The 26,884-nt window shown below is 59.0% G+C and carries 29 protein-coding genes; 21 read left to right on the forward strand and 8 right to left on the reverse strand.

Translation table 11 applies throughout. The features are described from left to right. Positions 1-22 precede the first annotated feature (22 nt). The 5 genes from mdh to F6V25_RS04130 all read left to right on the forward strand — a co-directional run bounded on the left by mdh (position 23) and on the right by F6V25_RS04130 (position 3,839). The gene (gene mdh, locus F6V25_RS04110) at positions 23-976 is read left to right on the forward strand and encodes a malate dehydrogenase (protein ID WP_149305573.1); all 954 of its coding nucleotides are present in this window, start codon (positions 23-25) and stop codon (positions 974-976) included. Between the two features lie 119 nt (positions 977-1,095). Then, positions 1,096-1,293 carry a 4Fe-4S binding protein gene (locus F6V25_RS04115; RefSeq protein ID WP_149210461.1) on the forward strand — a complete coding sequence of 66 codons (198 nt, stop codon included), beginning with the start codon at positions 1,096-1,098 and terminating at the stop codon, positions 1,291-1,293. A 20-nt stretch (positions 1,294-1,313) separates the two neighbouring features. Continuing rightward, positions 1,314-2,447, forward strand: a complete 1,134-nt coding sequence (locus F6V25_RS04120) for a 2-oxoacid:acceptor oxidoreductase subunit alpha (protein ID WP_151127361.1) — start codon at positions 1,314-1,316, stop codon at positions 2,445-2,447. 2 nt (positions 2,448-2,449) lie between these two features. Next, on the forward strand, positions 2,450-3,265 hold the full coding sequence (locus tag F6V25_RS04125; protein ID WP_151127362.1) for a 2-oxoacid:ferredoxin oxidoreductase subunit beta: 816 nt from the start codon (positions 2,450-2,452) through the stop codon (positions 3,263-3,265). A 28-nt stretch (positions 3,266-3,293) separates the two neighbouring features. After that, positions 3,294-3,839 (forward strand): 2-oxoacid:acceptor oxidoreductase family protein, encoded by a 546-nt coding sequence (locus F6V25_RS04130; protein ID WP_151127363.1) that lies wholly within the window; start codon positions 3,294-3,296, stop codon positions 3,837-3,839. Positions 3,840-3,948: 109 nt separating this feature from the next. Here F6V25_RS04130 and F6V25_RS04135 read toward each other — a convergent pair whose 3' ends face one another. Genes F6V25_RS04135 through F6V25_RS04155 form a run of 5 tightly spaced genes read right to left on the reverse strand, consistent with a single transcriptional unit; the run spans position 3,949 to position 9,454 of the window. Then, on the reverse strand, positions 3,949-4,932 hold the full coding sequence (locus F6V25_RS04135; RefSeq protein ID WP_151127364.1) for a methyltransferase: 984 nt from the start codon (positions 4,930-4,932) through the stop codon (positions 3,949-3,951). 53 nt (positions 4,933-4,985) lie between these two features. Further along, on the reverse strand, positions 4,986-6,545 hold the full coding sequence (locus tag F6V25_RS04140; protein ID WP_151127365.1) for a DHA2 family efflux MFS transporter permease subunit: 1,560 nt from the start codon (positions 6,543-6,545) through the stop codon (positions 4,986-4,988). A gap of 31 nt (positions 6,546-6,576) precedes the next feature. Next, positions 6,577-7,731 (reverse strand): HlyD family secretion protein, encoded by a 1,155-nt coding sequence (locus tag F6V25_RS04145; RefSeq protein WP_151127366.1) that lies wholly within the window; start codon positions 7,729-7,731, stop codon positions 6,577-6,579. Between the two features lie 24 nt (positions 7,732-7,755). Beyond that, positions 7,756-9,030 carry a TolC family protein gene (locus F6V25_RS04150; protein ID WP_191966070.1) on the reverse strand — a complete coding sequence of 425 codons (1,275 nt, stop codon included), beginning with the start codon at positions 9,028-9,030 and terminating at the stop codon, positions 7,756-7,758. Continuing rightward, positions 9,011-9,454 (reverse strand): MarR family winged helix-turn-helix transcriptional regulator, encoded by a 444-nt coding sequence (locus tag F6V25_RS04155; RefSeq protein WP_151127368.1) that lies wholly within the window; start codon positions 9,452-9,454, stop codon positions 9,011-9,013. Before F6V25_RS04155 ends, F6V25_RS04150 begins: the two co-directional genes overlap by 20 nt. Before the next feature lie 210 nt (positions 9,455-9,664). Here F6V25_RS04155 and F6V25_RS04160 point away from each other — a divergent pair, with 210 nt between their 5' ends. The 13 genes from F6V25_RS04160 (at position 9,665) to F6V25_RS04220 (ending at position 21,199) form a co-directional block, all read left to right on the forward strand. Next, on the forward strand, positions 9,665-10,273 hold the full coding sequence (locus tag F6V25_RS04160) for an L-threonylcarbamoyladenylate synthase (protein WP_151127369.1): 609 nt from the start codon (positions 9,665-9,667) through the stop codon (positions 10,271-10,273). 25 nt (positions 10,274-10,298) lie between these two features. After that, positions 10,299-10,658 (forward strand): hypothetical protein, encoded by a 360-nt coding sequence (locus F6V25_RS04165; protein WP_149305583.1) that lies wholly within the window; start codon positions 10,299-10,301, stop codon positions 10,656-10,658. Positions 10,659-10,729: 71 nt separating this feature from the next. After that, positions 10,730-11,743 (forward strand): GGDEF domain-containing protein, encoded by a 1,014-nt coding sequence (locus F6V25_RS04170; protein ID WP_191966071.1) that lies wholly within the window; start codon positions 10,730-10,732, stop codon positions 11,741-11,743. A 102-nt stretch (positions 11,744-11,845) separates the two neighbouring features. Then, a complete protein-coding gene (locus tag F6V25_RS04175) occupies positions 11,846-13,132 on the forward strand; it encodes a homocysteine synthase (protein ID WP_151127371.1) in 1,287 nt (428 codons plus the stop codon). Between the two features lie 219 nt (positions 13,133-13,351). Then, positions 13,352-13,720 (forward strand): 6-carboxytetrahydropterin synthase QueD, encoded by a 369-nt coding sequence (queD, locus tag F6V25_RS04180; RefSeq protein WP_149305586.1) that lies wholly within the window; start codon positions 13,352-13,354, stop codon positions 13,718-13,720. Next, positions 13,713-14,462, forward strand: coding sequence for a 7-carboxy-7-deazaguanine synthase QueE (locus F6V25_RS04185; RefSeq protein ID WP_151127372.1), 750 nt, complete (start codon positions 13,713-13,715; stop codon positions 14,460-14,462). Before queD ends, F6V25_RS04185 begins: the two co-directional genes overlap by 8 nt. Further along, on the forward strand, positions 14,459-15,181 hold the full coding sequence (locus tag F6V25_RS04190; RefSeq protein ID WP_151127373.1) for a creatininase family protein: 723 nt from the start codon (positions 14,459-14,461) through the stop codon (positions 15,179-15,181). Before F6V25_RS04185 ends, F6V25_RS04190 begins: the two co-directional genes overlap by 4 nt. Next, positions 15,174-15,551: a hypothetical protein gene (locus tag F6V25_RS04195; RefSeq protein WP_151127374.1), complete on the forward strand. Its 378-nt coding sequence runs from the start codon at positions 15,174-15,176 to the stop codon at positions 15,549-15,551. Before F6V25_RS04190 ends, F6V25_RS04195 begins: the two co-directional genes overlap by 8 nt. A gap of 6 nt (positions 15,552-15,557) precedes the next feature. Continuing rightward, positions 15,558-16,889 carry a class I SAM-dependent RNA methyltransferase gene (locus tag F6V25_RS04200; protein WP_151127375.1) on the forward strand — a complete coding sequence of 444 codons (1,332 nt, stop codon included), beginning with the start codon at positions 15,558-15,560 and terminating at the stop codon, positions 16,887-16,889. Next, positions 16,886-17,917, forward strand: a complete 1,032-nt coding sequence (locus F6V25_RS04205; protein WP_151127376.1) for a tetratricopeptide repeat protein — start codon at positions 16,886-16,888, stop codon at positions 17,915-17,917. The genes F6V25_RS04200 and F6V25_RS04205 overlap by 4 nt, the downstream gene beginning before the upstream one ends. A 61-nt stretch (positions 17,918-17,978) precedes the next feature. Continuing rightward, positions 17,979-18,254, forward strand: a complete 276-nt coding sequence (locus F6V25_RS04210; RefSeq protein WP_149305592.1) for an HU family DNA-binding protein — start codon at positions 17,979-17,981, stop codon at positions 18,252-18,254. Positions 18,255-18,632: 378 nt separating this feature from the next. Continuing rightward, positions 18,633-20,279, forward strand: coding sequence for a Na/Pi cotransporter family protein (locus tag F6V25_RS04215; RefSeq protein ID WP_191966072.1), 1,647 nt, complete (start codon positions 18,633-18,635; stop codon positions 20,277-20,279). Continuing rightward, positions 20,279-21,199 carry a Ppx/GppA phosphatase family protein gene (locus F6V25_RS04220; RefSeq protein WP_151127378.1) on the forward strand — a complete coding sequence of 307 codons (921 nt, stop codon included), beginning with the start codon at positions 20,279-20,281 and terminating at the stop codon, positions 21,197-21,199. Before F6V25_RS04215 ends, F6V25_RS04220 begins: the two co-directional genes overlap by 1 nt. Here F6V25_RS04220 and F6V25_RS04225 read toward each other — a convergent pair. From F6V25_RS04225 to F6V25_RS04235, 3 genes are read right to left on the reverse strand one after another with little or no spacing between them, the layout of a single operon-like run. Next, on the reverse strand, positions 21,148-22,122 hold the full coding sequence (locus F6V25_RS04225) for a tetratricopeptide repeat protein (protein ID WP_151127379.1): 975 nt from the start codon (positions 22,120-22,122) through the stop codon (positions 21,148-21,150). The genes F6V25_RS04220 and F6V25_RS04225 overlap by 52 nt on opposite strands. Then, a complete protein-coding gene (locus F6V25_RS04230; RefSeq protein WP_151127380.1) occupies positions 22,115-23,077 on the reverse strand; it encodes an MlaD family protein in 963 nt (320 codons plus the stop codon). The genes F6V25_RS04225 and F6V25_RS04230 overlap by 8 nt, the downstream gene beginning before the upstream one ends. A gap of 15 nt (positions 23,078-23,092) precedes the next feature. Next, complete coding sequence (locus F6V25_RS04235) at positions 23,093-23,734, reverse strand: ATP-binding cassette domain-containing protein (protein WP_151127381.1); 642 nt, start codon at positions 23,732-23,734, stop codon at positions 23,093-23,095. 211 nt (positions 23,735-23,945) lie between these two features. On the opposite strand from F6V25_RS04235, the gene iorA reads away from it, so the two are divergent. Genes iorA through F6V25_RS04250 form a run of 3 tightly spaced genes read left to right on the forward strand, consistent with a single transcriptional unit; the run spans position 23,946 to position 26,880 of the window. After that, entirely contained in the window at positions 23,946-25,709 is a 1,764-nt protein-coding gene (gene iorA / locus F6V25_RS04240) for an indolepyruvate ferredoxin oxidoreductase subunit alpha (protein WP_151127382.1), read from the forward strand. Then, on the forward strand, positions 25,706-26,299 hold the full coding sequence (locus F6V25_RS04245) for an indolepyruvate oxidoreductase subunit beta (protein WP_151127383.1): 594 nt from the start codon (positions 25,706-25,708) through the stop codon (positions 26,297-26,299). The genes iorA and F6V25_RS04245 overlap by 4 nt, the downstream gene beginning before the upstream one ends. Beyond that, positions 26,296-26,880: a beta-class carbonic anhydrase gene (locus tag F6V25_RS04250; RefSeq protein WP_149305600.1), complete on the forward strand. Its 585-nt coding sequence runs from the start codon at positions 26,296-26,298 to the stop codon at positions 26,878-26,880. Before F6V25_RS04245 ends, F6V25_RS04250 begins: the two co-directional genes overlap by 4 nt. Positions 26,881-26,884: the final 4 nt, after the last annotated feature.

Raw genomic sequence — 26,884 nt, forward strand, 5'->3', positions numbered from 1 at the left:
AATATTCGAGGAGGAAAACAGTATGGCACGGAAAAAGATTGCTCTTATTGGTGGCGGACAGATCGGTGGCGTTCTTGCTCAACTGGCGGCTCTGCGTGAACTGGGCGATGTGGTCCTGTTTGATATCGTCGAAGGTTTGCCCCAAGGCAAGTGCCTCGATATCGCTGAGGCTTCTCCGATTGACGGTTTCGATGTCGAGCTGAAAGGCACCAACGACTACAAGGATATCGCCGGATCCGATGTGGTCATCGTTACTGCGGGCCTCCCCCGCAAACCGGGCATGAGCCGTGACGACTTGATTGAAGTCAATTCCAAGATCATCGCAAGCGTTGGCGAGGGGATCAAACAGTACGCCCCCAACTCCTTCGTGATCGTCATCTCCAACCCGCTGGACGCCATGGTTACCCTGCTGCAGCGCATCACCGGTTTCCCCTACAACCGCGTCATCGGCCAGGCCGGCGTGCTCGACTCCGCCCGTTTCGAAGCCTTCATCGCCTGGGAATTGGGTGTGTCCGTGAAGGACGTCACCGCCATGACCCTGGGCGGCCACGGCGACGATATGGTGCCGCTGGTTCGCTATGCCAGCGTTAAAGGCATCCCGGTCCTGGAACTCCTCGAGCGTAAATACAAGGATAAGGCCAAGGCCAAGGAAGTCATGGAGGCCATGGTCAAGCGCACCCGTGGCGCTGGCGGCGAAGTCGTGGCCCTGCTCAAGACCGGTTCGGCATTTTACTCCCCTGCCTCCGCGGCTATTTCCATGGCCGAATCGATCCTCAAGGACCAAAAACGCGTGCTGCCCACCTGCTGCTTCCTGCAGGGCGAGTATGGCGTCAAGGGCTACTACGTCGGCGTACCGGCGGTCCTCGGCTCCAATGGCGTGGAAAATATTCTGGAGTTTGCCCTTGATGCCGAAGAGCAAGCAATGATGGACAAGTCTGTCGCTGCGGTCAAAAGCCTGGTCGACAGCCTCAAATAGTTCTCGGAAGCGAGTCAGGCTCTTGTTTGGAAATGCAAAAGAAGGGCTAGCGCCCTTCTTTTGCCACATTTGGCCTGATATTTCACACTATTTACTACGGAATAAAGGAGTCTTTCCAGATGGAAAAAACACTGCCAAAGATCGAGATTATCGAAAAGTACTGCAAGGGGTGCCATATCTGTGTGGAATTCTGCCCCACCAAGGTTCTTGAGATGAAGGGCTTTGTCGCCTCCGTCAAGAACCTGGAAGCCTGCATCAAGTGCATGCAGTGCGAACTGAGGTGCCCCGATTTTGCAATAAAAGTTATAACCGACTAATTATACGGGAGGAATGAACAGTGGCAAAAAAAGTAGCGTTTCTTCAGGGTAACGAGGCCGCAGCCCACGGCGCCATCTACGCCGGCTGCAACTTTTTCGCCGGATACCCGATCACACCCTCGACAGAGGTCGCGGAAGTCTGTTCCTTGGAACTTCCCAAACTGGGCGGCAAATTCATCCAGATGGAGGATGAGATCGGCGCCATGGCGGCCATCCTGGGCGCCTCCCTGGCCGGTTCCAAGGTTCTGACCGCCACCTCCGGCCCCGGTCTTTCCCTCAAACAGGAACTGATCGGTTACGGTTGCATCGCCGAGATCCCTTGCGTTATCTACAACGTCATGCGTGGCGGTCCCTCCACCGGTATGCCCACCGGACCGAGCCAGTCGGACGTGATGGCAGCCAAGTGGGGCACCCACGGCGATCACCCGGCAATCTTGCTGGTGCCGGCTTCGGTGCAGGAGACCTACGAAGAGATTATTCGCGCCTTCAACCTCTCCGAAAAGTACCGCACTCCGGTCATGGTCATGCCGGACGAGATCGTGGCCCATATGCGTGAGCGTATCGTATTCCCCGAGCCGGGCGAGATCGAGGTTGTGCCCCGCAAGGCGCCAACCGTCCCCCCCGAGCAGTACAAGCCCTACGACACCAGCTTTGGTGATGTGCCGCCCTTGGCCTCGTACGGCACCGGTTACAAATTTCATGTCACCGGCCTCAACAAGATGCAGGACGGTTTCCCCACCACCAAGGCCGAGATTGTCCAGGCCGAAGAGGAACGTCAGGTCCGCAAGGTTAACGCCAACGTGGACGACATCGTCACCTTCGAGGAATATCTGCTGGATGACGCCGAGGTTGTGGTCATTGCCTACGGTTCCACCTCCCGCTCCGCCCGCTACGCCGTCAATGCGGCCCGCGAGCAGGGCATCAAGGCCGGCATGTTCCGCATCAAGACCTTCTGGCCGTTCCCGGACAAGCAGATCAAGGCCCTGGCCGGCAAGGTCAAGGGTTTCGTAACCCCGGAGATGAACCTGGGCATGTGCACCGGAGAGGTCGAACGATGCGCCCAGGGGAAGGTTCCGGTCCTCGGCATCTTCCGCGTTGACGGTGAGCCGATCAATCCCGATCAGATTGTCGCGAAGATCAAGGAGGTTAAATAACCATGGCTTTTGATTACGATAAGTATATTCGTCCCGGCAAATTGCCCCACATCTGGTGCCCCGGCTGCGGCCACGGCATCGTCATGAAGGGGCTCATCAGGGCGATTGATTCGCTGCAGCTGGATACCAAAAACACCGCCATCGTCTCCGGCATCGGCTGTGCATCCCGTCTTCCCGGCTATATGGACTGCTGCACCCTGCATACCGCCCACGGTCGCGCCGCGGCTTTCGCCACGGGCGTCAAGATGGCCAAACCAGAGATGAATGTAATTCTGGTGGGTGGTGACGGCGACGGCACCGCCATCGGCGGCAACCATTTCATCCACGCCTGCCGCCGCAATATCGACATGACCTATATCATCCTCAACAACAAGATTTACGGCATGACCGGCGGCCAGTTCTCCCCCGCCACGCCGACCGGCGCCAAGGCATCCACGACCCCCTACGGCAACCCTGATCCCCCCTTCGATATCGCCAAACTGGCCATCGGCGCCGGCGCAACTTTCGTGGCCCGTGGCACCGCCTACCACGCCACGCAGATCGATAAACTGATCGCTGAAGCCATTCAGCACAAAGGCTTCTCCGTGGTGGAGATCCTGGACGACTGCCCGACCACCTACGGTCGCCGCAACAAGTTCAAATCGGTCATCGAGATGATGAACCATCTGAAGGAGACCTCCGTTCCGGTCAAGGCCGCCGAAAAAATGACCGCCGAGCAGTTGCAGGGCAAGGTCCTTACCGGTGTCCTCTACAAGGAAGAAAAGCCGGAGTACACCACCGAGTATGCCAAGGTGATCGAGCGCGCCCAGGCCAAGTAATCATTACAGGAAAAAGGAGCGATAGAGAATGTCCAGATATGAACTCAGATTTTCCGGCGCAGGCGGACAGGGGCTGATCACCGCCGGGATCATTATGGCAAAAGCCGCCTCCATCTACGAAGGAAAGCAGGCCGTCCAGTCCCAGAGTTACGGCCCTGAGGCCCGCGGCGGCGCATCCAAGTCGGAGGTCATCATCTCCGATGGACCGATCGACTACCCCAAGGTTACCGCGTGCGACGCACTGCTGGCCATGACCCAGGAGGCCTGTAACAAGTACTCCCATGACCTCAAGGACGGGGGCGTCCTGCTGGTTGACTCCGACCTGGTCACGACGCTGCCCAAAGGCAATTTCAAGACCGTGGCCTTTCCGATCATCAATACCGCCAAGAACGAGGTGGGTCGCGAGATCGTTGCCAATATCGTGGCCTTGGGCGCCATGGTTGCCCTGACCGGCCAGGTAAGCCGGGAAAACGCGGAGAAGGCCGTACTCTCCAGCGTTCCCGAGGCGTTCCTGGAACTGAACAAGAAGGCCTTCAGCATGGGCTACGAAAAGGCTCTGGCCGCCAAGATCTAAAGCTTGCGTGTCAGCAGTCCCACACTAGAGAAGGCCCGGTGCGTTTGCACCGGGCCTTTTATAGTTTTCCATCCATTGTCCTGTGCCCTACGACTAACCGCACGGGGCACTAACGTGTTCCCGCCATGATCCCCGCGCCGTTGGGAAGGTCGATCTCCAGACGCCGTGTGTCCCTGAGACCGGCTGCCTTCATCATCTCCTGCAACTCTCCCTGGGCATAGGATTTCCCGGCTGGCGTCCCCACCAGCATGTTGAGCGAAAACAGGGCAGGGTGGAGTGGGGCCGCCCGGGTGTCGTCCAGGATAAATTCCTGGATCAGCAGCAGGCCCCCGTCATTCAGGGCGGCGGCGGCCTTGGCGACGATCGCCGCGCAGGCTGCGGGTCCTTCACTGTGCAACAGGTGGGAAACCCATACCACGTCATAGCCGGTGCCGATGTCGTCAGTGGTGATATCGCCAGCGCTGAAGGCGATGCGCCCGGAGAGGCCGAATCGGTCCACGGTTTGTTCGGCAAAAGGGCGGGTGGTGGGCAGGTCGAAGATAACCGCGGTCAGGTCGGGATTTCGTTTGCAGAAATGGATGGCATAGGTGCCCGGCCCACCTGCCAGATCGAGCATCCTGCGGCGGCCGTTCAGCTCGATCTGCGCCGCTACCTTGGGTGCTAGGAGGGAGGCAAGGTTGAACATGCCCAGCAAAAAACTCTCCCGCTCCGCTGCGCTGGCCTCGTGGGACGAACGCCTGCGCACCGGGGCACCGTTTTTTACCGCCTCGTCCAGGCGGCTCCATCCCTCCACCAGATGGTGGTGGTGCATGATGATATGCCCCATGTAGGTGTCGGATGTCGTGGAGAGGTATTCGGCGCTGAAGGGGGTGGCGCGGAACGTTCCCTCCTCCTTGGAGAGCAGGTCCATGGCGGTAAGTGCATTCAGCAGCATGTCAAGGCCGCGCTCATCGGCGGCAATAAGGCGCGCCAGCTGGGAAACGGTCAGGGGCCGGTCGGCCAGAGGGGTGAAAACATCCAGCTTGACACCTGCGTGCAGCGTGCAGGTGCTCCAGTAGCTTCCCGAGAGTTGCAATAGTTCCGGCAGGGTCATGCGATGCTCCTTTCGCGGTTTGTTTCCATCTGGAAACTCCCGATGGCAACCAGTTAGTGCCCCATGCCGCCCTCCTCCTGATGTGAGGTCCGCTTCAGGAGGAACAGCAGCGGGAGGATGGCCAGAAAGGTCAGTCCGATGATGAAGAAGATACGGTTGAAGGCCTGGGCGCCGGCCTGTTTGCGCAGAGCCCCGTACATCATGCCCAAGGCCGTCCGGTCGGCCTGGCTTACGGCGATCCCCTTGGCGACCAGGGCTTGTTTCAGGCCCTCGAAACGCATCTGCCAGGCCGGATTATAGGGCGAGATATGGGCGACCAGATTGTTCTGGTAGAACTGTTCCAGACGTGCGAGGAGGGTGGTGGCCATGGCGATGCCGACGCTGCCGCCGATGTTGCGCAGCAGGTTGAACATGCCGGTGGCGTTGCCCATTTCCGGTTTGGGGATGGTGGCCAGGGTAACGGTGGTCAAGGGCACGAAGATCATGGCCAGGCCGAAACCCAGGACAATGCGCGGCCAGGTAAAGTTCCAGAATGCCCCTTGCAGGTTGAGCCCCTGCATGATGAACATGGAGGCGGCACCGATGAGTAGGCCGATGAATACGATCTTGCGGCCGTCGCGCTTCGCCAGGGCTGCGCCCACAAAGGGCATGGTTATGAGGGTGGCCACACCGCCGGGGGCCATGACCATGCCGGCGTTGGTGGCCGAATACCCCATCAGGGTTTGCAGGAAGAGCGGGATCAGCATGATCGAACTGTACAGGCAGAAACCGACCACGAACATGATGAAGTTGCCGGCTGAAAACGAGACGTTCTTGAACAGGCGCAGGTTGATGATGGGATGCTCGTGGGTCAACTCGACCCAGATCAGCGCTATCAGAGAGATGACGGTGATCACGCTGAACGTGATGATGAACCGCGAACTGAACCAGTCGTCCTGCTGCCCCTTGTCCAAGACCACCTGAAGCGATCCCATGCTGGCGGTGAGCAGGAACAGCCCCCAGTAGTCGATGGAGATTCGTTCTTTGCGTTTGAGATAGGCCGGGTCGTAGATGAAGAAGGCGCACATGATGAAGGCGATGATACCTACGGGCAGGTTGATGTAGAAGATCCAGCGCCAGTTGAGGTTGTCGGTGATCCAGCCCCCCAGCGCCGGGCCGACGATCGGGCCGGTCATGGCCCCGATGCCGAAGATGGCCATGGCCATGCCCCGCTGGTTCGGCGGGAATGTCTCCATCATGATGGCCTGACCCATGGGGATAAGGGCGCCTCCAGCTGCGCCCTGCAACACGCGGAAGAAGATCAGCGAGGCCAGATTGGGGGCTGAGCCGCACAAAAGGGAAGCCAAGGTGAACAACGCGATGCAGGTCATCAGAAAGCGTTTTCGCCCGAAGACCCGCGCCAGCCAGCCGGTCATGGGAAGCACCACGGCATTGCTGACCAGATAGGAGGTCAATACCCAGGTGACCTCGTCGGTTCCGGCGTTGAGGCTCCCCTGCATGTGGGGCAGGGCCACGTTGGCCACCGAGGTGTCGATGATCTCCATGATGGTCGGGAGCATGACCGAGATGGTGATCAGCCATTTATTGATATTTTTGTCTTCGGATGTGGACATGGAAGATCCGCTATTCTCTCGCCCGCTCGACTCAGTTAAAGGGGTTCAGATCCTTGAGTATGTCAGAGGTGCTCCGGCCCACCAGTACCGTGGGGATGACGCTCATTCCCACCCGCAGGAGGTGCTCCGGGTCCGAGCTGTTGTCGATGGTAATCTTTACCGGGATTCGCTGGACAACCTTGACGTAGTTGCCGGTGGCGTTTTCCGGAGGGAGCAGGGAAAACGCCGCGCCGGTGCCGGCCATGATGCTGTCCACGCTGCCGCTGAAGGTTCGTCCCGGATAGGTGTCCACCGTGAATTCCACTTTTTGGCCGGGCTTGATATAGGTCAGCTGGCTTTCCTTGTAGTTGGCCGTAATCCAGGCGTCCTGCAGCGGCACCAGCGCCATGAGGGACTGCCCCGCCTGGATGTTGGTGCCCGGCTCGATGGACTTGCGCGTTATATAGCCATCCCTGGGCGCAAAGACCTTGGTGTAGGAGAGCTGCAGTTTGGCCTCATCCATTTGCGCCTTGCGTTGGGCTATTCGCGCCTTGTTGCCGTCCCGGTTGGACAGCCCCGCCTCGGCCTGGGCGCGTTTGAGGGCCTCGGCCGCTTCTTTCTGTTTGGAGTCGGCGACCCGCTTGGCGGTTCTGAGGCGGTCGAGTTGTTCCTTGGGGATCACCTCGCGGCTGAAGAGTGCTTCGCCGCGGGTCAGGTCCAGCACCGCCTGGTCGTAGGTGGCCCGGGCCGACTGGAGGCTCGCCCGCGCCCCTTCAACCTTCTGGTATTCTCCACCGGTTTCGTTTTCCGCCATACCGACGCCAGCCTCGGTCTGGGCGACTTTCACCCGGTAGTCGCGGTCGTCAAGCTCCACCAGCAGGTCCCCTTGCTTGACCAACTGGTTGTCGTTCACCAGCACGCGCGTCACGGTGCCGGAAACCTTGGCGGAAACCGGGACGATGCGGGCCTCGATGAATGCGTTGTCGGTTTCGATGTGGGTCTTGCTTTTGATCAACCATTTTAGTCCGAACCATCCCCCAGCGATGAAGATGATCAGGAGGATGACAAGCGCTTTGCGGCGCTTGTTATTACCCTGTTTGTTGGCATCCTCCGTCCCCGGTGCCGTCGTGTCGAACGGTGGCGGGGTGGTTCCCGTGGCGGTCGGTGTTTTTCCCTCTGACGTTGCTGTGCTCGTATCGTCTGCCATTACTTCCTCCGCTGGCGTAATTGGTTAAAGCTCTCCCACGGCGCGTTTCAGACGGGCCTGGGAAACCTGGTAGTCGTACAGTGCACTGTAGTAGTCGGTCTTGGCCTGGGTGACCAGGGTCTGGGCATCCAGCACTTCCGTTGCCGTGCCGACCCGCTCCCGATACCGCTCTCTGTTGATGCGCAGGTTCTCCTCGCTCTGACGGATGGCGGTTTCCGCCACGCCGATCCGTTCCTTGGCCACGTCGACATCGTTGCGGGAGGTGTCGATCTCCAGATGCACCTGGGATTCTGCCTGACGCAGGGCGTCCTGATTTCTGGAACGGTTGCGCACGGCCTTTTCCGTGTTTGCGGTGGAGGCGAAGCCGTCGAACAGGTTAACCTTGACGCCGATGGTTGCCGCCATGATGGTCTGTTCCAGCGCCTTGTCGTTTTGCACGTAGTTGAGGGCGGCCTGGGTGTAGAGTTCCGGGTAGAATGCGGCCTTGCTTTCGCGCACCTCCATATCGCTGGCTTCCACGCCGTGGCGCAGGGCCAGGACATCATGGCGTCGGGAGAGTGCATCGCTTTCGTCTACCGGCGTCGCCGCGCCGCTCGCTAGGGAGACTCCCTCATCCAGTTCCGCGCGAAACCCGGGTTGGGAATCGGTCAGATAATTGAGTTGAAGCCAGTTGTTTTCCAAGCGGTTCTTCATGGTCAGAAGCTTCTGCCTGGCCGCAGACAGGCGTACCTCGGCCTGTAGCACATCGTTGCGGGTAACGGCCCCCTCCTCGAACAGTGCCTGGGCCACGCGGCGGTGTTCTTCCACCTGGGCGACCTCGTCCGCGGCCGCTGCAATCAGCTTGCGGGTTTCCAGGATGGAGAAGTAGGCTTCGATCACCTGCAAGGCTACGTCCGTGCGGCGGGCTTCAAAGGATTGGACTGAGGAGTCGGCAAGGGCCATGGTCATCCGTTGCCTGGCGTTCCGGCGGCCGAAGTCGTAGATGGTGTAGGTAGCGGAGAGCCCGACAGAGGCGTAGTCCGCCTGTTGGGTCTCGGCTTGAGTGCCAGCGATCTTTGCGCCCTGTGCGGCTTGCTGCATGGTATAAGCGGCCTGTGCATCGATGCGGGGATAGTTTGCCGCCGATGTCTGGCGAATGTCCTGTTCGGCTATCCGGGGAGTCCAGGCCGCCGCCCTGAGGCCGGGATTGTGTTCTCTGGCCCGTTCCAGGCAGTCCTGCAACGTGAGCGGAGCCGCCCAGGCAGAGGTGGCGATCAGAAAAATGCCGCCCGTGAAGAGGCTAAAAAGTAGGTTTCTCATATACCCTCGTTTCTCCGCGAAGAATTTCCAATATGCGTTCAAGTTCGGCAACATCTTTTTTGCTCAAGCCGCTGGTGAGTTTTGCCAAGGCATTTTTCGAACATTCCCGCAACTGGGGTTCCAGTGATCTCCCCCGGGGAGTGAGCTTGATCTGATACGCCCGCCGGTCATGAGGATGTGTGTGCCGCTCAACCAGACCGTATTTTTCCAAACGGTCTATCAGCCCTCCCAAGGTGGTACGATCGACCTGGCTTTTTTCGGACAATTCCACCTGGGTCAACCCGTCCTGCTGCCAGAGGAAGGCAAGGATAGCGTATTGGGGAGGCGTCAGATCAAATTCCTCCAACTCCTCCCTGAAGAGCGCAAAAGCCCGTTGGTAGGCCTTTGCCAGCAAAAAACCAACACTTTTTTCAATATGGTACATGGCGTGGAGACCCTCACCCATCTATAATAATAGTCATTATGCATATAGTCAGTATGCTGTCAATAGGGCGATGGCGATATGAACGGCGTATCGGTACGTTGCAAGAAATAGTTTGAATTTATATGGAATCATGCAATAAATATGTGACCGTGCGAAACGGCATGAAATTCCCGGCGGAACGGCTGCCGGTTTAAGGGAACCATCACTGACATGTTGCTGACCCTGGACTCCGAACATCCCCAGCCCCACCAGGTTGCCCGTGTTGTGGACTGCCTGAAAAATGGCGGCATTATTGCCTATCCTACCGATACGACCTATGGCATCGGCTGCTCCATCTTCAACAAAAAGGGGATCGAGCGTATCTACCTCATGAAGGGACGCGAGCGGCGTAAACCGTTTTCGTTCATCTGTTCAAGCCTGTCCGAGGTCGCCCATTATGCCAGGGTCGACAATAATGCCTTCAAGATCATGAAACGTTTTCTCCCCGGCCCCTACACCTTTGTGCTGGAGGCCACCCGTGATGTGCCCGACCTGCTCTTGACCCGGCAGAAAACGGCGGGGATCAGGATTCCGGACAACCGTATCTGCCTGGACGTGGTCCTGGCGCTGGGAAATCCGATCATAACCACCAGCGCCAACCTTTCCGGGGAGGACCCGGTCGGCGACCCGCTCATCATTGAAGAAACATTTGGGCATCAGCTCGATTACATCATCGACGGCGGTCTGCTCACCACGGACGTTAGTTCGGTAGTGGCGTTGACCGGCACCACCCCCGAGGTGCTGAGGGCCGGTGTAGGCGACGTATCGTGGTGCGTCTGATCAAGACTGAAAAGGGATCCTGTTTATGCGTAAACGTACCGTTCGAAACGGCCTGCGCCTTATCCTGGCCGCCCTTCTGCTGATCGTTTTGGCCAGTTTCTATCATGTGGGCATAGCCGATCTGTTTTCGCTGTCGGACACGGCGGAGATGCGCCTGTACCGTTTGGGCATCTTCTGGGCCGCGGCCTTTGGCGGTTACGGCGTGGTCCTGGCCGCCTTCGGCCTGGTGCTGCCGGGGGATTCCCGTGATGTCCAGGTGCGCATTCTGCCGATGTTTTTCATGGTACTGGCTACGGTGGCGCTCTTTTTCTACCTGCTGGCATCGTCCTTCAATGAGCCGCCCCGGCCGGAACGTCTGCAACCGGGTGATACAATTACGATCTGACTGAGGTGCGGGTAATGGTCCTTGGCGACGCCGCTGCCCCCGCGAAATGTTCCCGGACAGGGGATGGGGGATTGACATCGTTGATTGAAATCGGCACGGCGCTGGCCGGAAGCCTTGCGGTTCATGATGTCCTGGAAGCCATCCTGAAACAGGCCGAACGGCTGATCGGGCCCAGGGCTTGGGCGCTGTTGCTCGTGGATGAGCCTTCCGGAGAGCTGGTCCTTGAGGTGGCTTCCTCGTCCCTGGGCGAACATCATAAAGGAGTCAGGCTTGAACAGGGGGAGGGCATCGGTGGTTGGGTCGCCTTGCACGGCAGGCCGCTGCTCTTGCCGGATGTGCAGAAAGATGGGCAGTTTGCAGCCCATGCCGCCCTCCATATACCCTTCACCACTCGCTCGATCGCCTGCGTGCCGCTCATGATCAAGGAGCGGATCATCGGTGTCGTCGAACTGATCAACAGTTCTGACGAGCCTCCCTTTACCGCCGCCGATGTGACGATTATCTCGGCCATTGCCGACTTTGCCGCCATAGCCCTGGAAAACGCCCGCAACTATGACCGGATCAATGAACTCGTCATCACCGACGACCTGACCGGCCTGTACAATTCCCGTTATTTCGAACAACTTCTCGATACCGAGATCGAACGCGCCTCCCGTTACGGTACGTGCCTGTCGCTTGTGTTTCTTGATCTGGATCATCTGAAGAGCGTCAACGACGCCCACGGCCATCTGGTCGGGAGCCGGATGCTGAGCGAGTTTGGCAGGCTTATTGGCGACAATATCCGCTCCAGCGACATGGCTGCGCGTTTCGGCGGGGACGAGTATGCTGTCGTACTGCCCCAGACCAGCCGTGAACAGGCATTGGCCATGGCAGCCAAACTGCTCGATCTCATGCTCTCTGCCGGTTTTCGCGCCGATGACGGTCAGCCTATCCGGCTGACGGCCAGCTTTGGCGTGGCCAGCTTCCCGCAGGATGCCCAGACCAGGGTGGAGTTGATTCGGGCCGCCGATATGGCCATGTATGACGCCAAACGGGCCGGGAGAGGGATTATCAGATCGTTTGCACACAAGATCGCTTCTTCATGATTGTACATAAAACGGATCGGCTTTAAGTAAGCAAATCAAGTTGACTTACCCGCGAGGTAATTGTAACGTTTGTTCATAATCACGGCATCCCAGGAGGAAAACATGGAAAACAGAACACTAGCCATTGAAACATTAGCGCTCCATGCCGGCCAATCGCCCGACTCTGCTACGCTTTCCCGCGCGGTACCCATCTACCAGACCTCGTCCTATGTATTCAAAAATTCCGAGCACGCAGCCAATCTGTTCGGCTTGAAAGAGCCCGGCAATATCTACACCCGTTTGATGAACCCCACCACCGACGTGCTGGAACAGCGTCTGGCAGCCATGGAGGGCGGCGTCGGGGCGTTGGCGGTCGCCTCGGGTCAGGCCGCCATCACTTCTGCCGTGCTCAATATCACCCAGGCCGGCCAGAACATCGTCTCCACCAATTACCTGTACGGCGGGACCTATAACCTCTTTCACTACACCCTCCCCAAGCTCGGCATCACGGTGAAGTTCGTGGATTCTTCGGACCCCGAGAATGTTCGCCGCGCGATCGACGAAAATACCCGCTTGGTCTACACCGAATCGGTCGGCAACCCCAAAAACAACGTTGACGATTTCGAGGCCATCGGCGCCATTGCCCATGCGGCCGGAATCCCCTTCATCGTCGACAATACGGTCACGACACCGCTTCTGTTCAAGCCGCTGGAGCATGGGGCCGATATTGTCGTCTACTCACTGACCAAGTTTATCGGCGGTCACGGCACCAGCATCGGCGGAGCCGTTGTCGACGGCGGGAAATTCCCCTGGAACAACGGCCGGTTCCCGGAATTCACCGAGCCGGACCCCTCCTACCACGGTCTGAAATACTGGGAGGCCTTGGGGAATCTCTCCTATATCCTCAAAATGCGGGTTTCGATACTGCGGGACATGGGTGCCTGCCTGTCGCCCTTTAACTCGTTCCAGTTCCTTCAAGGGCTGGAAACGCTGCACGTCCGCATGCCGCGCCACGTGGAAAACGCCCGTGCCGTAGCTGTCTGGCTGGAGCAAAGCCCGCTCGTCGCCTGGGTTAACTACCCCGGTCTGGCCAGCCACAAGGATCACGCCCGTGCCCGCAAATACCTGCCCAAAGGGGAGGGGGCCATCATCGGTTTCGGCATCAAGGGGGGCATGGAGGCCGGCAAGAAGTTCATTGACAACGTCAAGCTGCTCTCCCACCTGGCGAATATCGGCGACGCCAAGTCGCTGGTCATCCACCCTGCCTCCACCACGCACCAACAGCTCTCCGAGGAGGAGCAGGAAGCGTCCGGCGTTACGGCGGACTTCATCAGGCTCTCCATCGGCCTGGAGAATATCGACGACATCATAGCCGATATCCAGCAGGCGCTGGAGGCGTCCCAGCGGTAAGCTGAACCGGCTCCACACGATAGTGCCATACAGAAAAAGGGCAACCCATTGGGCTGCCCTTTTTTGAGCTTTATGAGAAGTTTCGCACGCCGTTATGTCGTCGCGTGAAGTTTCCGTTGCTGACGAGAACCGTCGACAGGCACCCCTTGTGATTACCTCTGTTTTTGTGTATTATAAAAAAATTTAGACCATTCCATCCCGCGTCCAGGAGCCCGATTCATGTATAAACTCACGATCCGCACGAGCTTTGCCGCAGCCCATAACCTGATCAACTACCAGGGGGATTGCGAGAACCTGCACGGCCACAACTGGCGGGTGGAACTGACCGTGACCGCCAAGGAGTTGGACAAGGCCGGGCTGGGCATCGACTTCAAGGTACTCAAACGTGAGGCCGGTGTCATCATCAACGAACTGGACCATAAGTATCTCAACGAAAACCCGGTCTTTCACGACGTTTCCCCTTCCTCGGAGCATATCTCGCGCTACCTGTACCAGCGCCTTTCGGAACGCCTCAATAACGACGTTATCACGGTGGATTCCGTGACCGTCTGGGAGTCCGACAACGCCTCTGCCTGCTATTATGAGTAACCCGGCTCGCGTCAGCGAGATCTTTTCTTCAATCCAGGGGGAGGGGTACCTGGCCGGGCGGCGCCAGATATTCATCCGTCTGGATGAGTGCAACCTGGATTGCCGCTACTGCGATACGGTGTACGACAGAGGCACCCCCTGCCAGGTGGAAACCGCGCCCGGCTCGGGCGCCTTGCGCCCACTACCTCAACCGCCCAACGGGGACGCCCTCGTTACGCTGGTAACGGAGTGGTGTAACCGCCTGCCGGGAGCCCATCACTCGATCAGCGTCACCGGCGGGGAACCGCTGCTTCAGGCTGAAACGCTGGTGGAGTGGCTGCCGGGGCTGCGCCGCATCCTCCCGATCCACCTGGAGACCAACGGCACCCTGCACGCCGAATTGGGGCGGGTCATCGACAGCATCGACTATATCAGCATGGATATGAAACTTCCTTCCACGGCGGGCTGCGGTCAAGATCTCTGGCAGGAACATCGCCGTTTTCTGCAGGTTGCCGTGCAGCGGCAGGTCTCGGTCAAGGTGGTCATCGGCCAGGATACGCCATTGGACGAGATCAGCCGGGTCTGTGCCATCATGGCGGCAGTGGAACCCTCCACCCCCTTGTTTCTCCAGCCCCTGACCAACCCGGCAGGCGCGGTTGACGTTACTGCCGGCCAGATCCTGCGCTTGCAGGAAACGGCTGCGGCGCTGCTCCCCGATGTGAGGGTGATCCCGCAGATGCACAAGATGCTGGGGGCGCTGTGATTATTGAAGAGATGACCATGACCGAGTTCGAGGCCGGCCTGGCCCAGACCCGGACCGTCCTGATCCCCTTCGGTTCTGTGGAGGAGCACGGCAGCCATCTTCCACTCTCCACCGATACCCTGGAGGCCTATGAGGTCTGCAAGAAGGCCTCCCTGATAACACCGCTGTTCGTGGCTCCTCCGGTTCACTACGGCAATTGCCGTTCCACGGCGCGGCATCCCGGCACCATCTCCATCTCGACCCAGACTCTTGGGGCGCTGTTCCAGGATATCGTCATCGCACTGCGCGGGCAGGGGTTGCGCAGCTTTGTCGCCCTGACGGGGCATGCCGGGGGGGCGCACCGCATGGCGCTCCAGGATGCGGGGGAAGCGCTGATCGCCCGTTTCGCCGATATCACGGTAGCGGTGGTGAGCGAGTTCGACCTGGCCCAGGATGAGGGGCGGGACATCATCGAAACGCCGGGCGACTCCCATGCCGGTGAAATCGAAACTTCACGTATCCTCCACACCCATCCCCATCTGGTTAAAGGGCGTGCGCCCCGCGAATTTCCCCACTTTCCCAACGGTATGCTGGTGCGCGACAAGCGTCGCTACTGGCCCGGCGGCGTATGGGGCGACCCCGGCAAGGCATCGGCCGAAAAGGGCGCCCGGCTGGAGAATCTGCTGGTGCGAAAACTGGTCGAACTGGTGCGGGAGATGGAAAAGGGCTGTGATGAATAGCGAACAGATCGTCAGGGAATATGACCTGGGCGGTGGCATAACGGCCAGGCTCCGGGATGAAACCCGTCACTATTTCGGCGGTTATTACCATGTGCGCATCGAGGTCAGCGCCGATATACCTCTTTCCGCCTCACCCTTCGCCGGCCCCGAGGAGTATCAGGCCGCGCGCCGGCTCTTGGGGGAGCGGATTCGTTTCCGCCGTGTCCTGGAAAAGATGGCGGTGCCCGAGACCGATATCGCAACCGCGCGCCAGAGCCTGTTGGAGGCATTCGACGCCAATGTGCTTCCCTATCTTTCCCGTCCCGATTTCCCCGAACGCTTCATGCGCAGCGAATATGCCAAATGCCTGAAGTCGTCGGCCCGTCGGTAAGCCCATATGTCGTCACCATCCGTAATTATCGACAAGCTTGCTTTCGGCGGTAACGGTGTCTGCCGCATCGACGGCAAGGTCTGTTTCGTCCCCCTGAGCTGTCCCGGCGATGAGGTCCGTCTGACGGTCATTGCCGAGAAACGCTCGTATGTGACGGCCCGGATCGCCGAGCTTGTTACCCCCTCACCCCTGAGGGTCGTCCCTCCCTGTCCGCTGTTCGGCACATGCGGCGGTTGCAGTTGGCAGCACATCGCCTATTCCCAGCAGCTTGCGGCAAAACGGAGCATCCATGCCGAAACCTTGTGGCGCGGCGGCCGGGTCGAAGGCGAGCGGGTAGGGGAGACCGTGGCCTCGCCCCTGGAGTACGGATACCGCAACCGGGTCCAGTTCAAGCTGCACGTCGGAGCCGCCGGGCTGAAGATCGGTTTTTTCCGTAACGCGACCCATGTTGTGGACGATGCCGTCCAGGGATGCCCCGTCGCCGCGCCGGCCATCAACGAGGCTCTGTCCAGCCTGCGAAGCGTTCTGGCATCGTTTGCCGAAGTGTCAGCCATCCCCCAGATCAACATCGAATGCGGCGACCATGAAACGGTCGCAACGATCAATTACATCGGCAACAACCATGATTCTGTTATCCGTTTTTTCCAACGCCATTTTCACGAATTGGCACCCCTGACCGGTCTATTCCTGCAGGCTGGCCGTAAATCCTCCCTGCAGAGAGTCTGCGGTGCCGGCTACCTTGCCTACGCCATGCCGGCCGTCGCTCCCGGTTCCCCGCCCACCACGCTCACCTTCCGCCCGGGGGGATTCTCCCAGGTGAACAGCCCCCAGAACCGGGCTGTTTTGGAGCTTGTCCGGCGCATGGCCGCATTTCGCGGTGATGAACAGCTGCTCGACCTGTACTGCGGCAACGGCAATTTTTCCTTGCCCCTGGCGGGGAGCGTGGCAAGTGTGACCGGGGTGGAGGGGTATGGGGATTCCATCGCCACGGCCCAGGATAACTGCCGCCTGAACGGTGTATCCAATGCGGAATACGTCTGCGCCGATGCCGCCGAGGGAGTCTCCCGGCTTGCCGCAGCGGGGCGGCAGTTCGATACGGTCATTCTGGACCCTCCCCGCAGCGGGGCGGCGGAAGCCATAACGGGACTCAGCCGTCTGAAGCCGGACACGATCATCTACATATCCTGCGATTCCAGCACCCTGGCCCGGGATTGCGGCCTTCTGGCGGGGCAGGGCTATCACGTGGCTGAGAGTGTTCCGCTCGATATGTTTCCCCAGACATTCCATTTGGAAAGCGTAACCCTGCTTCATAGAGGACAATCGGAGGCATCAGCGTGAATATCCTGAAAAAACTGTTTTCCAAGAATCCTGCTGATATGGTGGCGCGTGGCGGTCGACTCATGGAGGAACACCACTATTACGAGGCGCGCCGTGTCTATGAGGATGCAAGACAACTTCTTTTGAGCGCCAACGGCGTCCAAGGCAAGGAGGAGTTGCTGGTTACCTGCGAAGAGCGGATTTGCAGCGCCAATCATGCGCTGGCCGAACTGAATATCAGTGAAGCGGAATCCGCCTTGGGGCGTGGGCTGCCGGATAAGGCGCTTGAACACCTGGAACTGGCAAAATCACTGACTGACGATGCCCTGCTACGGGAAAAGGCGGAGGGACTGGTTGCGCTCTGTTGTGGAAGCAGCGACGAGCAGAGAGAAACTGTTTCCGTAAGTGGGTGCTCTTCATGCAGTTCCTGCGTTCCGGAAGATCTCGTAACAGATGATTCTAGCGACGTAAACATGCCGCTAATGGAATACTATGATCTGTTGATTCAACAGCTTCCACGCGAAATGTATAGCCGGTATTCCGATTTGGGAGAGGAATTTGCATCCATGTACGTGATTGCGAGCGGGAACCGGTATGGCGACGCTTTAGAGCTGCTTGAAGCGTGGTACACCGGTTCGGATCGTGACATCTACTGCTACGAAAAGGGAATGATCCTGTTTCGGCTCGGCCACGTCGACACGGCTGAGACCAGCTTCCGGGATGCGATTGGGGCAAATGCCGCTAATTCCCTGGCTCATCTGGGGTTGGCCCTGCTGTTGATCGAAGGACAGCGGCTTCATGAAGCGGGGCAGCAGCTTGAAATCATGATGTCGGCCGGGATATTGGCGGAACAATCCCGCCTTCTGCGCGCGGATGTTCACGTGCTTGCCGGTGACACCGACCGGGCAATTGATATGTATAGCGGGCTTCTGACTACTCCGTCAGCCCGCATGGCGGCCGAGAGGCTCCGCGACGTTCTGGTGCAATGCGGCCGCAGCAATGACGCAGCATATATCGTAAGGCGATATCTCGGGGGGTGTGGGCACTGAGGTCGCCGTTACGTTACTTACAACGGCCTGAAGTGGCACAAATCCGGAGGTATGAGCAGACATGAACAAATCTGAGCTTATTGAGCAGTTGGCGGTCAGGAAGGACATCTCCAACAAGCGGGCTGAAGAGATCGTTAATCTCATTTTCAACTCCATGACCGAAGCCATGGTGGAAGGCGAACGCATTGAGATTCGCGGCCTCGGCAGCTTTGTCATCAAGAGTTACGATACCTATACAGGAAGAAACCCCAAAACAGGTGAGCAGATTACGGTCAGCCCCAAGAAGCTTCCCTTCTTCAAGGTTGGTAAAGAACTGAAGGAGCGGGTGCTCGGTTAAGCCTGGCCCCCCCCAATAACAAGCATTATGACGTTTTTTTGATTTGATGCGATGCAATGTGATGCCCCCCTCGCCTTACAGGTGAGGGGGATGAGTGTCGTCGCCATAATCTCTCATTCCCCGTCCGATATTTCTTTCAATCGTTAATTTAATATGTTGCAGTTGACGGTTCCCGTGGTGTGCTGTCGGACATGACGTGGTGCCGGAACAATTAGCTGTGCTTTTCAGGGGGGCTCTGGTATAGTTTTCGAAGAGAAAGCTGTGGCTTTTGGCGCTCACTTTGCGTGGAATCCGCGCACTGAATAGAATAATTGATAACGGGGCATGCTGCTGTTCAGGCTCGTGTCCCCGGAATTAAAGATATGGAGCAGTACCAATATGCCTCTCAGTCTGATTGAGGGCGCTTTGGGTGGGATAGGCCTGTTTTTGCTCGGTATGCGCCTCATGTCGGACGGCATCCGGACCGTGGCTGATGCTCGCATCAGAGACGTCTTTACTAAGCTTACCTCGAACCGTTTCTATTCCATGTTGTTCGGCATGGTCACCGCCTTGGCTGTTAATTCCGGCAGCGCTGCGGTGATCTTTACCATCGGTCTCGTCAATGGTGGCGTCCTGAATATCTTTCAGGCGTTGAGCGTTTTGGGGGGGGTGCTCATCGGGGCTTCACTGCCCCTCCATATCCACATCATTCCCTACAGCCTGATTTCGACCCCGCTCATTTTTTCCGGCGTCGTACTCAAATTCTTCGCCCGCAAACGCCGCTATGCCAACGCCGGTGACCTTATCCTTGGTATCGGCCTGCTCTTTCTTGGGTTGACCCTGCTGGAGGGAAGCTATCGTCCCTTTGATCATCATCCCTTCTACACCACCTTCAATGAGTTGTTTTTTCACCAGCCGATCCTGGCAACCATCTTTGGGGCGCTGATATCGTTTCTCGTTCAATCGGCCCGTTCTTCGGTGACGGTTGTCGCTTCGCTGTCGTCTGGGTATCAGATCGATCCGATTACCGCCTCGCGTATGGTGTCGGGAGGTCTGATCGGCGTGGCGGCGATGGGGGCCTTGGCCTCGGTCGGGGGGAATTCCGTGACCCGCAGGGTCGCCACGACCTACCTGTTTTTTGCCTTCTCAGTGGCCCTGCTGCTTGTGCCCCTTGCCTCACTCATGTTGGAGGCAGCCCAGCGCTTACCATTCGTCGAATTGTCGGGCGCCTGTAGCGAGGGCCAGCCGCTCTTCTGCCAACTGGCATGGGTACACACGGTCTCCAGCCTTCTGGTGGCGTGTATTCTGATCGCAATCAGCGCCCCGTTGGCCCGCATGCTCGGCGGCTCATCCGTAATCACCGGCAATGGGGCGGTTGCATCCCAACCCTGCGCCGGCTACCTTGACGAGCGCATCCTCAATACGCCCCCGCTTGCCATGGAACAGGTCCGCAAGGAGATTATCCGCATGATGTCGGTGACGGCGTTCATGTACGCCGACATCCACGAAGTCCTGTCCGATTTCGACGCCCGCAGGGCGGATACCATTCGACAGCATGAACAGGTCCTCGATTCGCTCAATCACGAGATCACCACGTTCCTTGCCGCCCTGGCCCGGACCGCGGACAGCCCTGAGATCAGCTACGATATCCCCGGCCTTTTCCAGACGGTCAGCGACCTGGAACATGTGGGTGACCGTTGCGAGAACATCCTGGAGGGCATCGTAGCCAAAAAGGAGGCCGGCGTCGTTTTCTCGGAAGATGCGATGGATGACCTGAAACGGCTTGCCCAGGTTGTGGCTACCGCTATCAGCGATACCGAACATATGATCAGGCATGGCTTCATCCGGGATGATTTTGATCTGGCGGCCGCAAAGACGGCGGCTCGCGTCGTCTTTGAGACGGCACGGCAGAACCATTTCGAGCGGATGAGCAATGGCGTCTGCCCGCCGCGGGCCGCCAAGCTGTTCAATGAAATGACCTCCGACTTCGAGGGGATAGCCAGGCTATGCTGGAACATCATCACCTGCCAGGGGAGGAAACGCTGATGGGTACCAGGATTGCGGCTATCGACTTCGGTACCAACACCGCCCGGCTGCTCGTGGCGGAGCCTCGGGATGACGGTTTTGAGCATATCCACCTCGAACGGGAGATCGTCCGCATGGGCGGCGGCTTCACCCGCGAGGAAGGACTCTCCGGGGACGCCCAACGGCGCGGTCTGGATTGTTTGCTACGTTTTGCCGGTATCATCGGCTCGCTGAACGTCTCCCATGTTCGTGCCGTCGCGACCAGCGCCGTGCGGGATGCGGTCAATGGCCAGGCATTCGTGGCGTCGATCCTCGATAAGACCGGCATAGAACTCACGGTTATCGACGGCATACATGAAGGGGAGTTGACCCTGGCCGGGGTTCTGGCCGGGCTTGACCGCAGGGGAGAGGAACTCCTGGTCTTTGATGTGGGCGGCGGCAGCACCGAATATACGCTTGCGCGTGCAGGTCGTGCCCAGTTCGTCCGCAGCCTGCCCATGGGAGTGGTCAGGCTGACCGAAGGCAAGGTGACGCCCGAGGCGGTGTCGGAAAAAATCGGCAGGGAACTGGATCTACTTGTGCAGGAGATGGCGACGGCCCACAGCAGGCCGACATCCGGCGCAACCCTGGTCGGTACCGCCGGCACCGCGACCACCCTGGCGGCCATCGCCATGGAGATGAAGGATTACGACTATCGCAAGGTTAACAATGCCACCATCTCCCGTCGGCAGATCGAGGCCATTTACGCCCGCCTGCTGCCCATGACCCCAGAGGAGCGGTTGACGATCCCCGGCCTGGAAAAGGGGAGGGAAGACCTTATCATCGCCGGGACGCTCATCATCCTGCATACCATGGAAAGGTTCGGGTTCGATACCCTGAAGGTGAGTGATTACGGATTGTTGGAGGGATTGGTGGTTGCGGGCGGCATCGCCGGCTTTTGAGTCGAGGTGCGTTCCGCCAGTTCGCGGGCCTTGGCTTGTGACGCCTCAGCCTTGGAACTATCGCCCAATTTGCTGAACAGATCTGCCAGCGCGCACTGGGCCGCACCGGCCGCCTTAAACCTGCCGGCACTGTAGTGAACGTCATAGGCCCGTTCCAGATAGCGGGCCGTTTTGTTGAGATCGCCGCCGGCGCGGGCCGTGGCCGCCAGCTCCTCCAGGTCCGAGGCGATCTTGGCGCTTGCGCCGATATGTTTATCGATCCCCAGCGCCTCCTTCAAAAGCTGTTCCGCCCCGCCGAAATCCTTGCCGTTCCGGGCGACGATTCCCAGCATCCGCAGAGAATTGGCCCTTTCCTCCCGGTTGTAGTCCCCGCGATTCTCCTCCAGTGCCCTTTTCACCGTCTGACCGGCCTTGAGCCACTCTCCCTGCGCCAAGAGGATACGCCCCACCAGATTGAGCCGCCTTCCCAGGGATGTCGCCGGTCCCGTTGCTACGGACCGTTCCGCCCATGCCAGTGCGGTTGCCGGATCGCCGGAGGCCAGGCAGACAAGTGCCTTCTCATGGGCTGCCTCGCCGTAGAAATCCGCTCGGGGGGTGAGAAGCTCCAGGGCCGCATCAATGGCGGCCGCTGCGGCCGCAAGGTCGTTGTTCAAGCGGCTCAGGCGGGCCAAGTTGATGAGTTCCACCGATTTCGCGGGGATGTCCTCGATGGATGAGCTTACGGCGAGCGCCTCCCTGAGCAATTTTTCGGCTTCGGCACCATCGCCTTTCTGCTCGGCACGGATGGCCCGTTTGAGGAGCATGTCGGCCCGTGATTCCGCCTCGGAACGCACCGCCTTGTTGCCGCCGCCAAAGCAGCCCGCCAGGGCGAGGCAGATCAGCAGGACGACCAGCCGTTGCAGGGACATGCGCAGGTTACTCATAACTGTCACCCTTGATGAATATCTGGTCGCTCGCCGGCGGCGGGGATGAATCCCTGAGCAGCCAGGTGTTCTGGAGGGAATTGAGCAGCTTGTCGGTGCTGAACATGACGTCTTCGGTCTGGGAGAGCAGGCCGGGTAGCCTTGTGCGGGTGTCCCGGGAGATGTGCGCCACATTGCCCAGGGTCTCGTCGGCCTTATCCAGAAGCGGCGGAAGTTTTTTATTCAGCGTATCGATGGCGCTGTTCACCTTGTTGAGGGTCGGCGTCAAGTCGATACTCTCGATCTTCCGGTTGGTGGTGTCGAGTACGCTGCCGGCCTGACCGGCAATGCGGTCGATGTTGCCGTTGGCCGATATGAGCAATCTGTCGGCGTTCCGGCGGGTGCCTTCCAGGTTGCGGGTCAGCACCTCCAGATTGCGGATGCTTTTCTTGAGATCGCCGTTAGGGTCGTTGATATAGCCGATAATGTCCCTGACTTCGATCAATACCGGCTTGACCTTGTCGGCAATCTCTTCGGCCAGTTCGTCCAGCGCCTTTGTCTTCACGTAGCTGATGGCCTCGTTGTTCTTCAACTCCGGCTTGTCGAGGGAACCGACCGAAACCTCGACGATGGTGTCCCCCACCAGCCCCTCCTTCACCAGCTTGACGATGGAATCGTTGCGAATCCAGGTCTGGTACTTTTTGTCGATCTCGATGGCGATATCCACCATGGCCTGATCGTTTAGGGCGATGGACGTGACCCGGCCGATTCTGAACCCGGAAAGTTTGACCGGCATCCCCTTGGTGAAGCCGGTGCCGCGGTCAACGGTAAAGTGCAGGTTGTATTTTGAGGAGAATAAATCCTTTTGCAGGCCGAACAGGACGAGGGCCACGGCAATGCCGATAAGGGCAAGCACAATGAAGATACCGATCTTTCGTTCGAGGTTTTTGAATCTGGGGTCTTGTTCACGTATCATGGTTCGGCGCGTTCCTCACTGGAGCGAAATGATGCTATCGACCGGTACGTCCCGGGCCATGCCCTGAGATGTGGCCAGATAGATGGACGTCATGCCGGCCGCTCCGCGGTGAAATTCCGTTGTGATGGCACCCCATTGGGTTCGTGCCGCCCCCGACAGGTCGTCGAAGCAGTTGGCGTAGACCATGATCTGTGGGGTGCATAAGGCGGCCCGGATAAAGGCTGCCATGCGTTTTTCGTGGAGCGTCAAATGGGCGGGCAGGGCCATAATGTTGCCGCGGTAGCCGAACATCTCCAGGTACCGCAGGGCCGTTTTCTCCGCTTCGGGCGCGATGCTCCCCTGGGTGTAGAGCAGGGGAAGCGTCATGTTCTCCCACAGTTTCAGGTTTGAAATCAGACCGCCCTTTTGCGGGACAATGCCGATACGGTGCCGCATCCGGTATAGCTGTGCCGATGGCAGCCCGGCCATGTCCTGCCCGTCCACATGCACCGAGCCGAAGGATGGCTGGGACAGACCGGTAATGAGCCGCGCCAGCATGGTGCCCACGTCCTCCCGGGCAGTGACGACCAAGGCCGAGCATCCTGCCTGGATCTGGAGCGAAACCCCTTCCACGAGATCCGCACAGACTACGTTTCTGAACTCCACACTCCACGCCATGTCCTACATACTAGCGGCAAATCAAACTATGTCAATTGTTAAGCGTTCGATTCGGGCCCGACGAATGTGCCTCTTTGCAACTGTTTTCATTGTATGAAAACAAAAATCGCAATTACTAAGGATTGCAAACGATTTGCATTCCCGGCGCTCTTTTAGTATAGTTCACAATCCTACGCGGCTTTATACAAACTGACTACCCCAAGGAAACCAGATGAAGAAAGAAATTCTATCCGGCAATGAGGCCATCGCCCGCGGTGCCTATGAGGCTGGTTGTCGTGTGGCCTGCGCCTATCCCGGCACCCCTTCCACCGAGATCCTCGAAAACACCGTCAACTACAAGGAAATCAATTCCTCCTGGGCCCCCAACGAGAAGGTTGCCCTGGAGGTCGCCATCGGGGCCTCTTTCGGCGGCGGCCGCGCCCTGTGCACCATGAAGCATGTCGGCGTTAACGTGGCGGCCGACCCGCTCTTTACCCTTTCCTATACCGGTGTTAACGGTGGTTTGGTGCTGGTCACGGCCGATGACCCCGAGATGCACTCCTCCCAGAACGAACAGGACAACCGCAATTACGCCAAGTTTGCCAAGGTGCCGATGCTGGAGCCTGCCGATTCCCAGGAATGCAAGGAATTTACCCGGCTGGCCTTTGAACTCTCCGAGCAGTACGATACGCCGGTCATGCTGCGCACCACCACCCGCATCTCTCACAGCAAGTCCATTGTCGCCTTGGGCGAGCGGGCAAACGATCTGCCCGAGCCAAAGCTGATCAAAAATGCCGCCAAACTGGTGATGCTGCCGGGCAATGCCCGCGTCCGGCACCCTTTCGTGGAGGAACGCATCAAAAAACTCTCCGAGGCGGGCGCCGACATGGCCATCAACCGCCGGGAACTGCGCGACACCTCCATCGGTATCATCACCTCCGGCGTCTGCTACCAGTATGTACGCGAGGCCTTGCCCGACGCTTCGACCCTCAAGCTGGGCATGGTGCATCCCTTGCCCCAGACATTGATCCGTGAATTTGCCGCCCAGGTGGACAAGCTCTACGTGGTGGAGGAGTTGGACCCCTTTATCGAAGAGCAGGTCAAAGCCATGGGTATTGCCGTGACCGGCAAGGAACTGATTTCGCTGTGCGGCGAGTTGTCGCCGGGCCGCATTCGCACCGCTTTCGGCCTCCAACAGCCCCCTGCCGATGCCGGGGACAAGCTTCCCGGGCGCCCACCCAACATGTGCCCCGGCTGTCCCCACCGCGGGGTCTTCTTCGCCCTCAATCAGCTCAAGGCCTATGTTACCGGCGATATTGGCTGTTACACGCTGGGGTTCATGCCGCCGCTCTCGGCGATGGATACCTGCGTCTGCATGGGCGCCTCCATCGGCATGGCCACCGGCGTCAGCAAGGTCGTATCCGCCGAGGAAAAGAAGAAGGTCGTGGCCGTAATCGGCGACTCCACCTTCCTGCACACCGGCATCAACGGCCTGATGGATATGGTCTACAATAATTCGACCGCCACGGTCGTGATCCTGGACAACCGCATTACCGCCATGACCGGCCGCCAGGACAATCCGGCCTCCGGCTTTACCTTGATGGACGATCCAGCCCACCGCATAGATTTTCCCCTGCTTTGCAAATCGCTGGGAGTCAGGCATATCCGGGTGATCAACCCCTTTGACCTGGAACAGACTAAAAACGTGCTCCGGGAAGAGATGGAACGCCCCGAGCCCTCGGTAATCATCACCGACAAACCCTGCGTCCTGGTCAAGCGGGAAGGAGTCTTCCACAAGGGGCCGGTCTATGAGGTCGCGGTCGAGAAGTGCACCGGTTGCCGCGCCTGCCTCAAGATCGGCTGCCCGGCCATCGAGTGGCGGCCGGCCGGGGACGGCAGCAAAAAGGGCACGGCCTTTATCGACCCGCTGCTCTGCACCGGCTGCGACGTCTGCCGGCAGTTGTGCAAGTTCGACGCGATCAGGAGGGCCAAATGAATAACCGCATAACCAACATCCTGCTGGTCGGGGTCGGCGGGCAGGGGATCCTGCTGGCCGCCGAGATCCTTTCTGAGGCGGTCCTGCTGGCCGGTTTCGATGTGAAGAAGAGCGAGATCCACGGCATGTCCCAACGTGGGGGCTGCGTGGTTTCCCATGTACGCTATGGCGCGGAGGTCTTTTCCCCCACGGTACCGGAAGGGGAGGGGGATATCCTGTTCGGTTTCGAGCTGATGGAGAGCTGCCGCTCCCTGCCGCTTCTCAAAAAGGGGGGAGCCGTGGTGGCCAATGATCTGCGCATCGCGCCGCCGTCGGTGCTGATGGGTCAGGAAGCCTATCCTGAGTGGGTGACGGAACGGATCAGGGAACGTTTTCCCGACTTTCTGCTGCTGGACGGCCAGAAACTGGCCGGCGAGGCGGGCAATGTCCGGGCGGCCAATACGGTGCTTTTGGGGGCGGTTTCCCGGCGTCTGGATATCGATGAACAGTACTGGCTGCAAGCCATCGAAAAAATGGTGCCGAAGAAAGCGGTGGAGGTGAACAAAAAGGCCTTCCTCCTGGGCCGTTCCGTTGATTGGAGTAAGCCATGACCCAGTTGGAATCCATTATCGCGGCCAACCGGCGCTTCACGAAGCCGAACGCCTTTCCGCCGCTGTCCAAGTCGCCCCAAAAGCAGTTGGCTATCTTCACCTGCATGGATACCCGGCTGGTCGATTTCCTGGAACCGGCCATGGGGCTTAAACGCGGCGACGCCAAGGTCATCAAGAACGCCGGCAACATCATCGTGGACCCCATGGCGGGGGCTGTCATCCGCAGCCTGGTGGCCGGCATCTTCATGCTGGGGGTCGAGGAGGTATTCGTCATCGGGCACCGGGATTGCGGCATGGCCGGACTGGAACTGGATGCCGAATCGGTCAAGCGCGACATGATCAGGCGCGGTATCTCTCCGGACGTCATCGATATCCATGTGCCTGATCTGAAGCAGTGGTTGGGTCTCTTCGCCCATCCGCTGGAAAACGTGGAGCGAGTGGTCAAGATCATCCGTCACAACCCGCTGATCCCCAAGGACGTACCGATACACGGCCTGCTGTTCTGCCCCGACGATGGCCATCTGGACGTGGTCGTGGACGGTTATTCCCAGGAGAATTTTGCTGCTCATATACTTGAATGAGGTA

This window comes from Oryzomonas japonica (assembly GCF_008802365.1).
GTDB classification, from domain to species: domain Bacteria; phylum Desulfobacterota; class Desulfuromonadia; order Geobacterales; family Pseudopelobacteraceae; genus Oryzomonas; species Oryzomonas japonica.

Coding starts and splice junctions, on each gene's coding strand:
- F6V25_RS04250 (WP_149305600.1), top strand. CDS start 26,296: ATGACCCAGTTGGAATCCATTATCGCGGCCAACCGGCGCTTCACGAAG.
- iorA (WP_151127382.1), top strand. CDS start 23,946: ATGAAGAAAGAAATTCTATCCGGCAATGAGGCCATCGCCCGCGGTGCC.
- F6V25_RS04225 (WP_151127379.1), bottom strand. CDS start 22,122: ATGAGTAACCTGCGCATGTCCCTGCAACGGCTGGTCGTCCTGCTGATC.
- F6V25_RS04175 (WP_151127371.1), top strand. CDS start 11,846: ATGGAAAACAGAACACTAGCCATTGAAACATTAGCGCTCCATGCCGGC.
- F6V25_RS04155 (WP_151127368.1), bottom strand. CDS start 9,454: ATGTACCATATTGAAAAAAGTGTTGGTTTTTTGCTGGCAAAGGCCTAC.
- F6V25_RS04160 (WP_151127369.1), top strand. CDS start 9,665: ATGTTGCTGACCCTGGACTCCGAACATCCCCAGCCCCACCAGGTTGCC.
- mdh (WP_149305573.1), top strand. CDS start 23: ATGGCACGGAAAAAGATTGCTCTTATTGGTGGCGGACAGATCGGTGGC.
- F6V25_RS04185 (WP_151127372.1), top strand. CDS start 13,713: ATGAGTAACCCGGCTCGCGTCAGCGAGATCTTTTCTTCAATCCAGGGG.
- F6V25_RS04135 (WP_151127364.1), bottom strand. CDS start 4,932: ATGACCCTGCCGGAACTATTGCAACTCTCGGGAAGCTACTGGAGCACC.
- F6V25_RS04230 (WP_151127380.1), bottom strand. CDS start 23,077: ATGATACGTGAACAAGACCCCAGATTCAAAAACCTCGAACGAAAGATC.
- F6V25_RS04215 (WP_191966072.1), top strand. CDS start 18,633: ATGCCTCTCAGTCTGATTGAGGGCGCTTTGGGTGGGATAGGCCTGTTT.
- F6V25_RS04220 (WP_151127378.1), top strand. CDS start 20,279: ATGGGTACCAGGATTGCGGCTATCGACTTCGGTACCAACACCGCCCGG.
- F6V25_RS04145 (WP_151127366.1), bottom strand. CDS start 7,731: ATGGCAGACGATACGAGCACAGCAACGTCAGAGGGAAAAACACCGACC.
- F6V25_RS04200 (WP_151127375.1), top strand. CDS start 15,558: ATGTCGTCACCATCCGTAATTATCGACAAGCTTGCTTTCGGCGGTAAC.
- queD (WP_149305586.1), top strand. CDS start 13,352: ATGTATAAACTCACGATCCGCACGAGCTTTGCCGCAGCCCATAACCTG.
- F6V25_RS04125 (WP_151127362.1), top strand. CDS start 2,450: ATGGCTTTTGATTACGATAAGTATATTCGTCCCGGCAAATTGCCCCAC.
- F6V25_RS04115 (WP_149210461.1), top strand. CDS start 1,096: ATGGAAAAAACACTGCCAAAGATCGAGATTATCGAAAAGTACTGCAAG.
- F6V25_RS04210 (WP_149305592.1), top strand. CDS start 17,979: ATGAACAAATCTGAGCTTATTGAGCAGTTGGCGGTCAGGAAGGACATC.
- F6V25_RS04140 (WP_151127365.1), bottom strand. CDS start 6,545: ATGTCCACATCCGAAGACAAAAATATCAATAAATGGCTGATCACCATC.
- F6V25_RS04245 (WP_151127383.1), top strand. CDS start 25,706: ATGAATAACCGCATAACCAACATCCTGCTGGTCGGGGTCGGCGGGCAG.
- F6V25_RS04165 (WP_149305583.1), top strand. CDS start 10,299: ATGCGTAAACGTACCGTTCGAAACGGCCTGCGCCTTATCCTGGCCGCC.
- F6V25_RS04130 (WP_151127363.1), top strand. CDS start 3,294: ATGTCCAGATATGAACTCAGATTTTCCGGCGCAGGCGGACAGGGGCTG.
- F6V25_RS04195 (WP_151127374.1), top strand. CDS start 15,174: ATGAATAGCGAACAGATCGTCAGGGAATATGACCTGGGCGGTGGCATA.
- F6V25_RS04150 (WP_191966070.1), bottom strand. CDS start 9,030: ATGAGAAACCTACTTTTTAGCCTCTTCACGGGCGGCATTTTTCTGATC.
- F6V25_RS04235 (WP_151127381.1), bottom strand. CDS start 23,734: ATGGCGTGGAGTGTGGAGTTCAGAAACGTAGTCTGTGCGGATCTCGTG.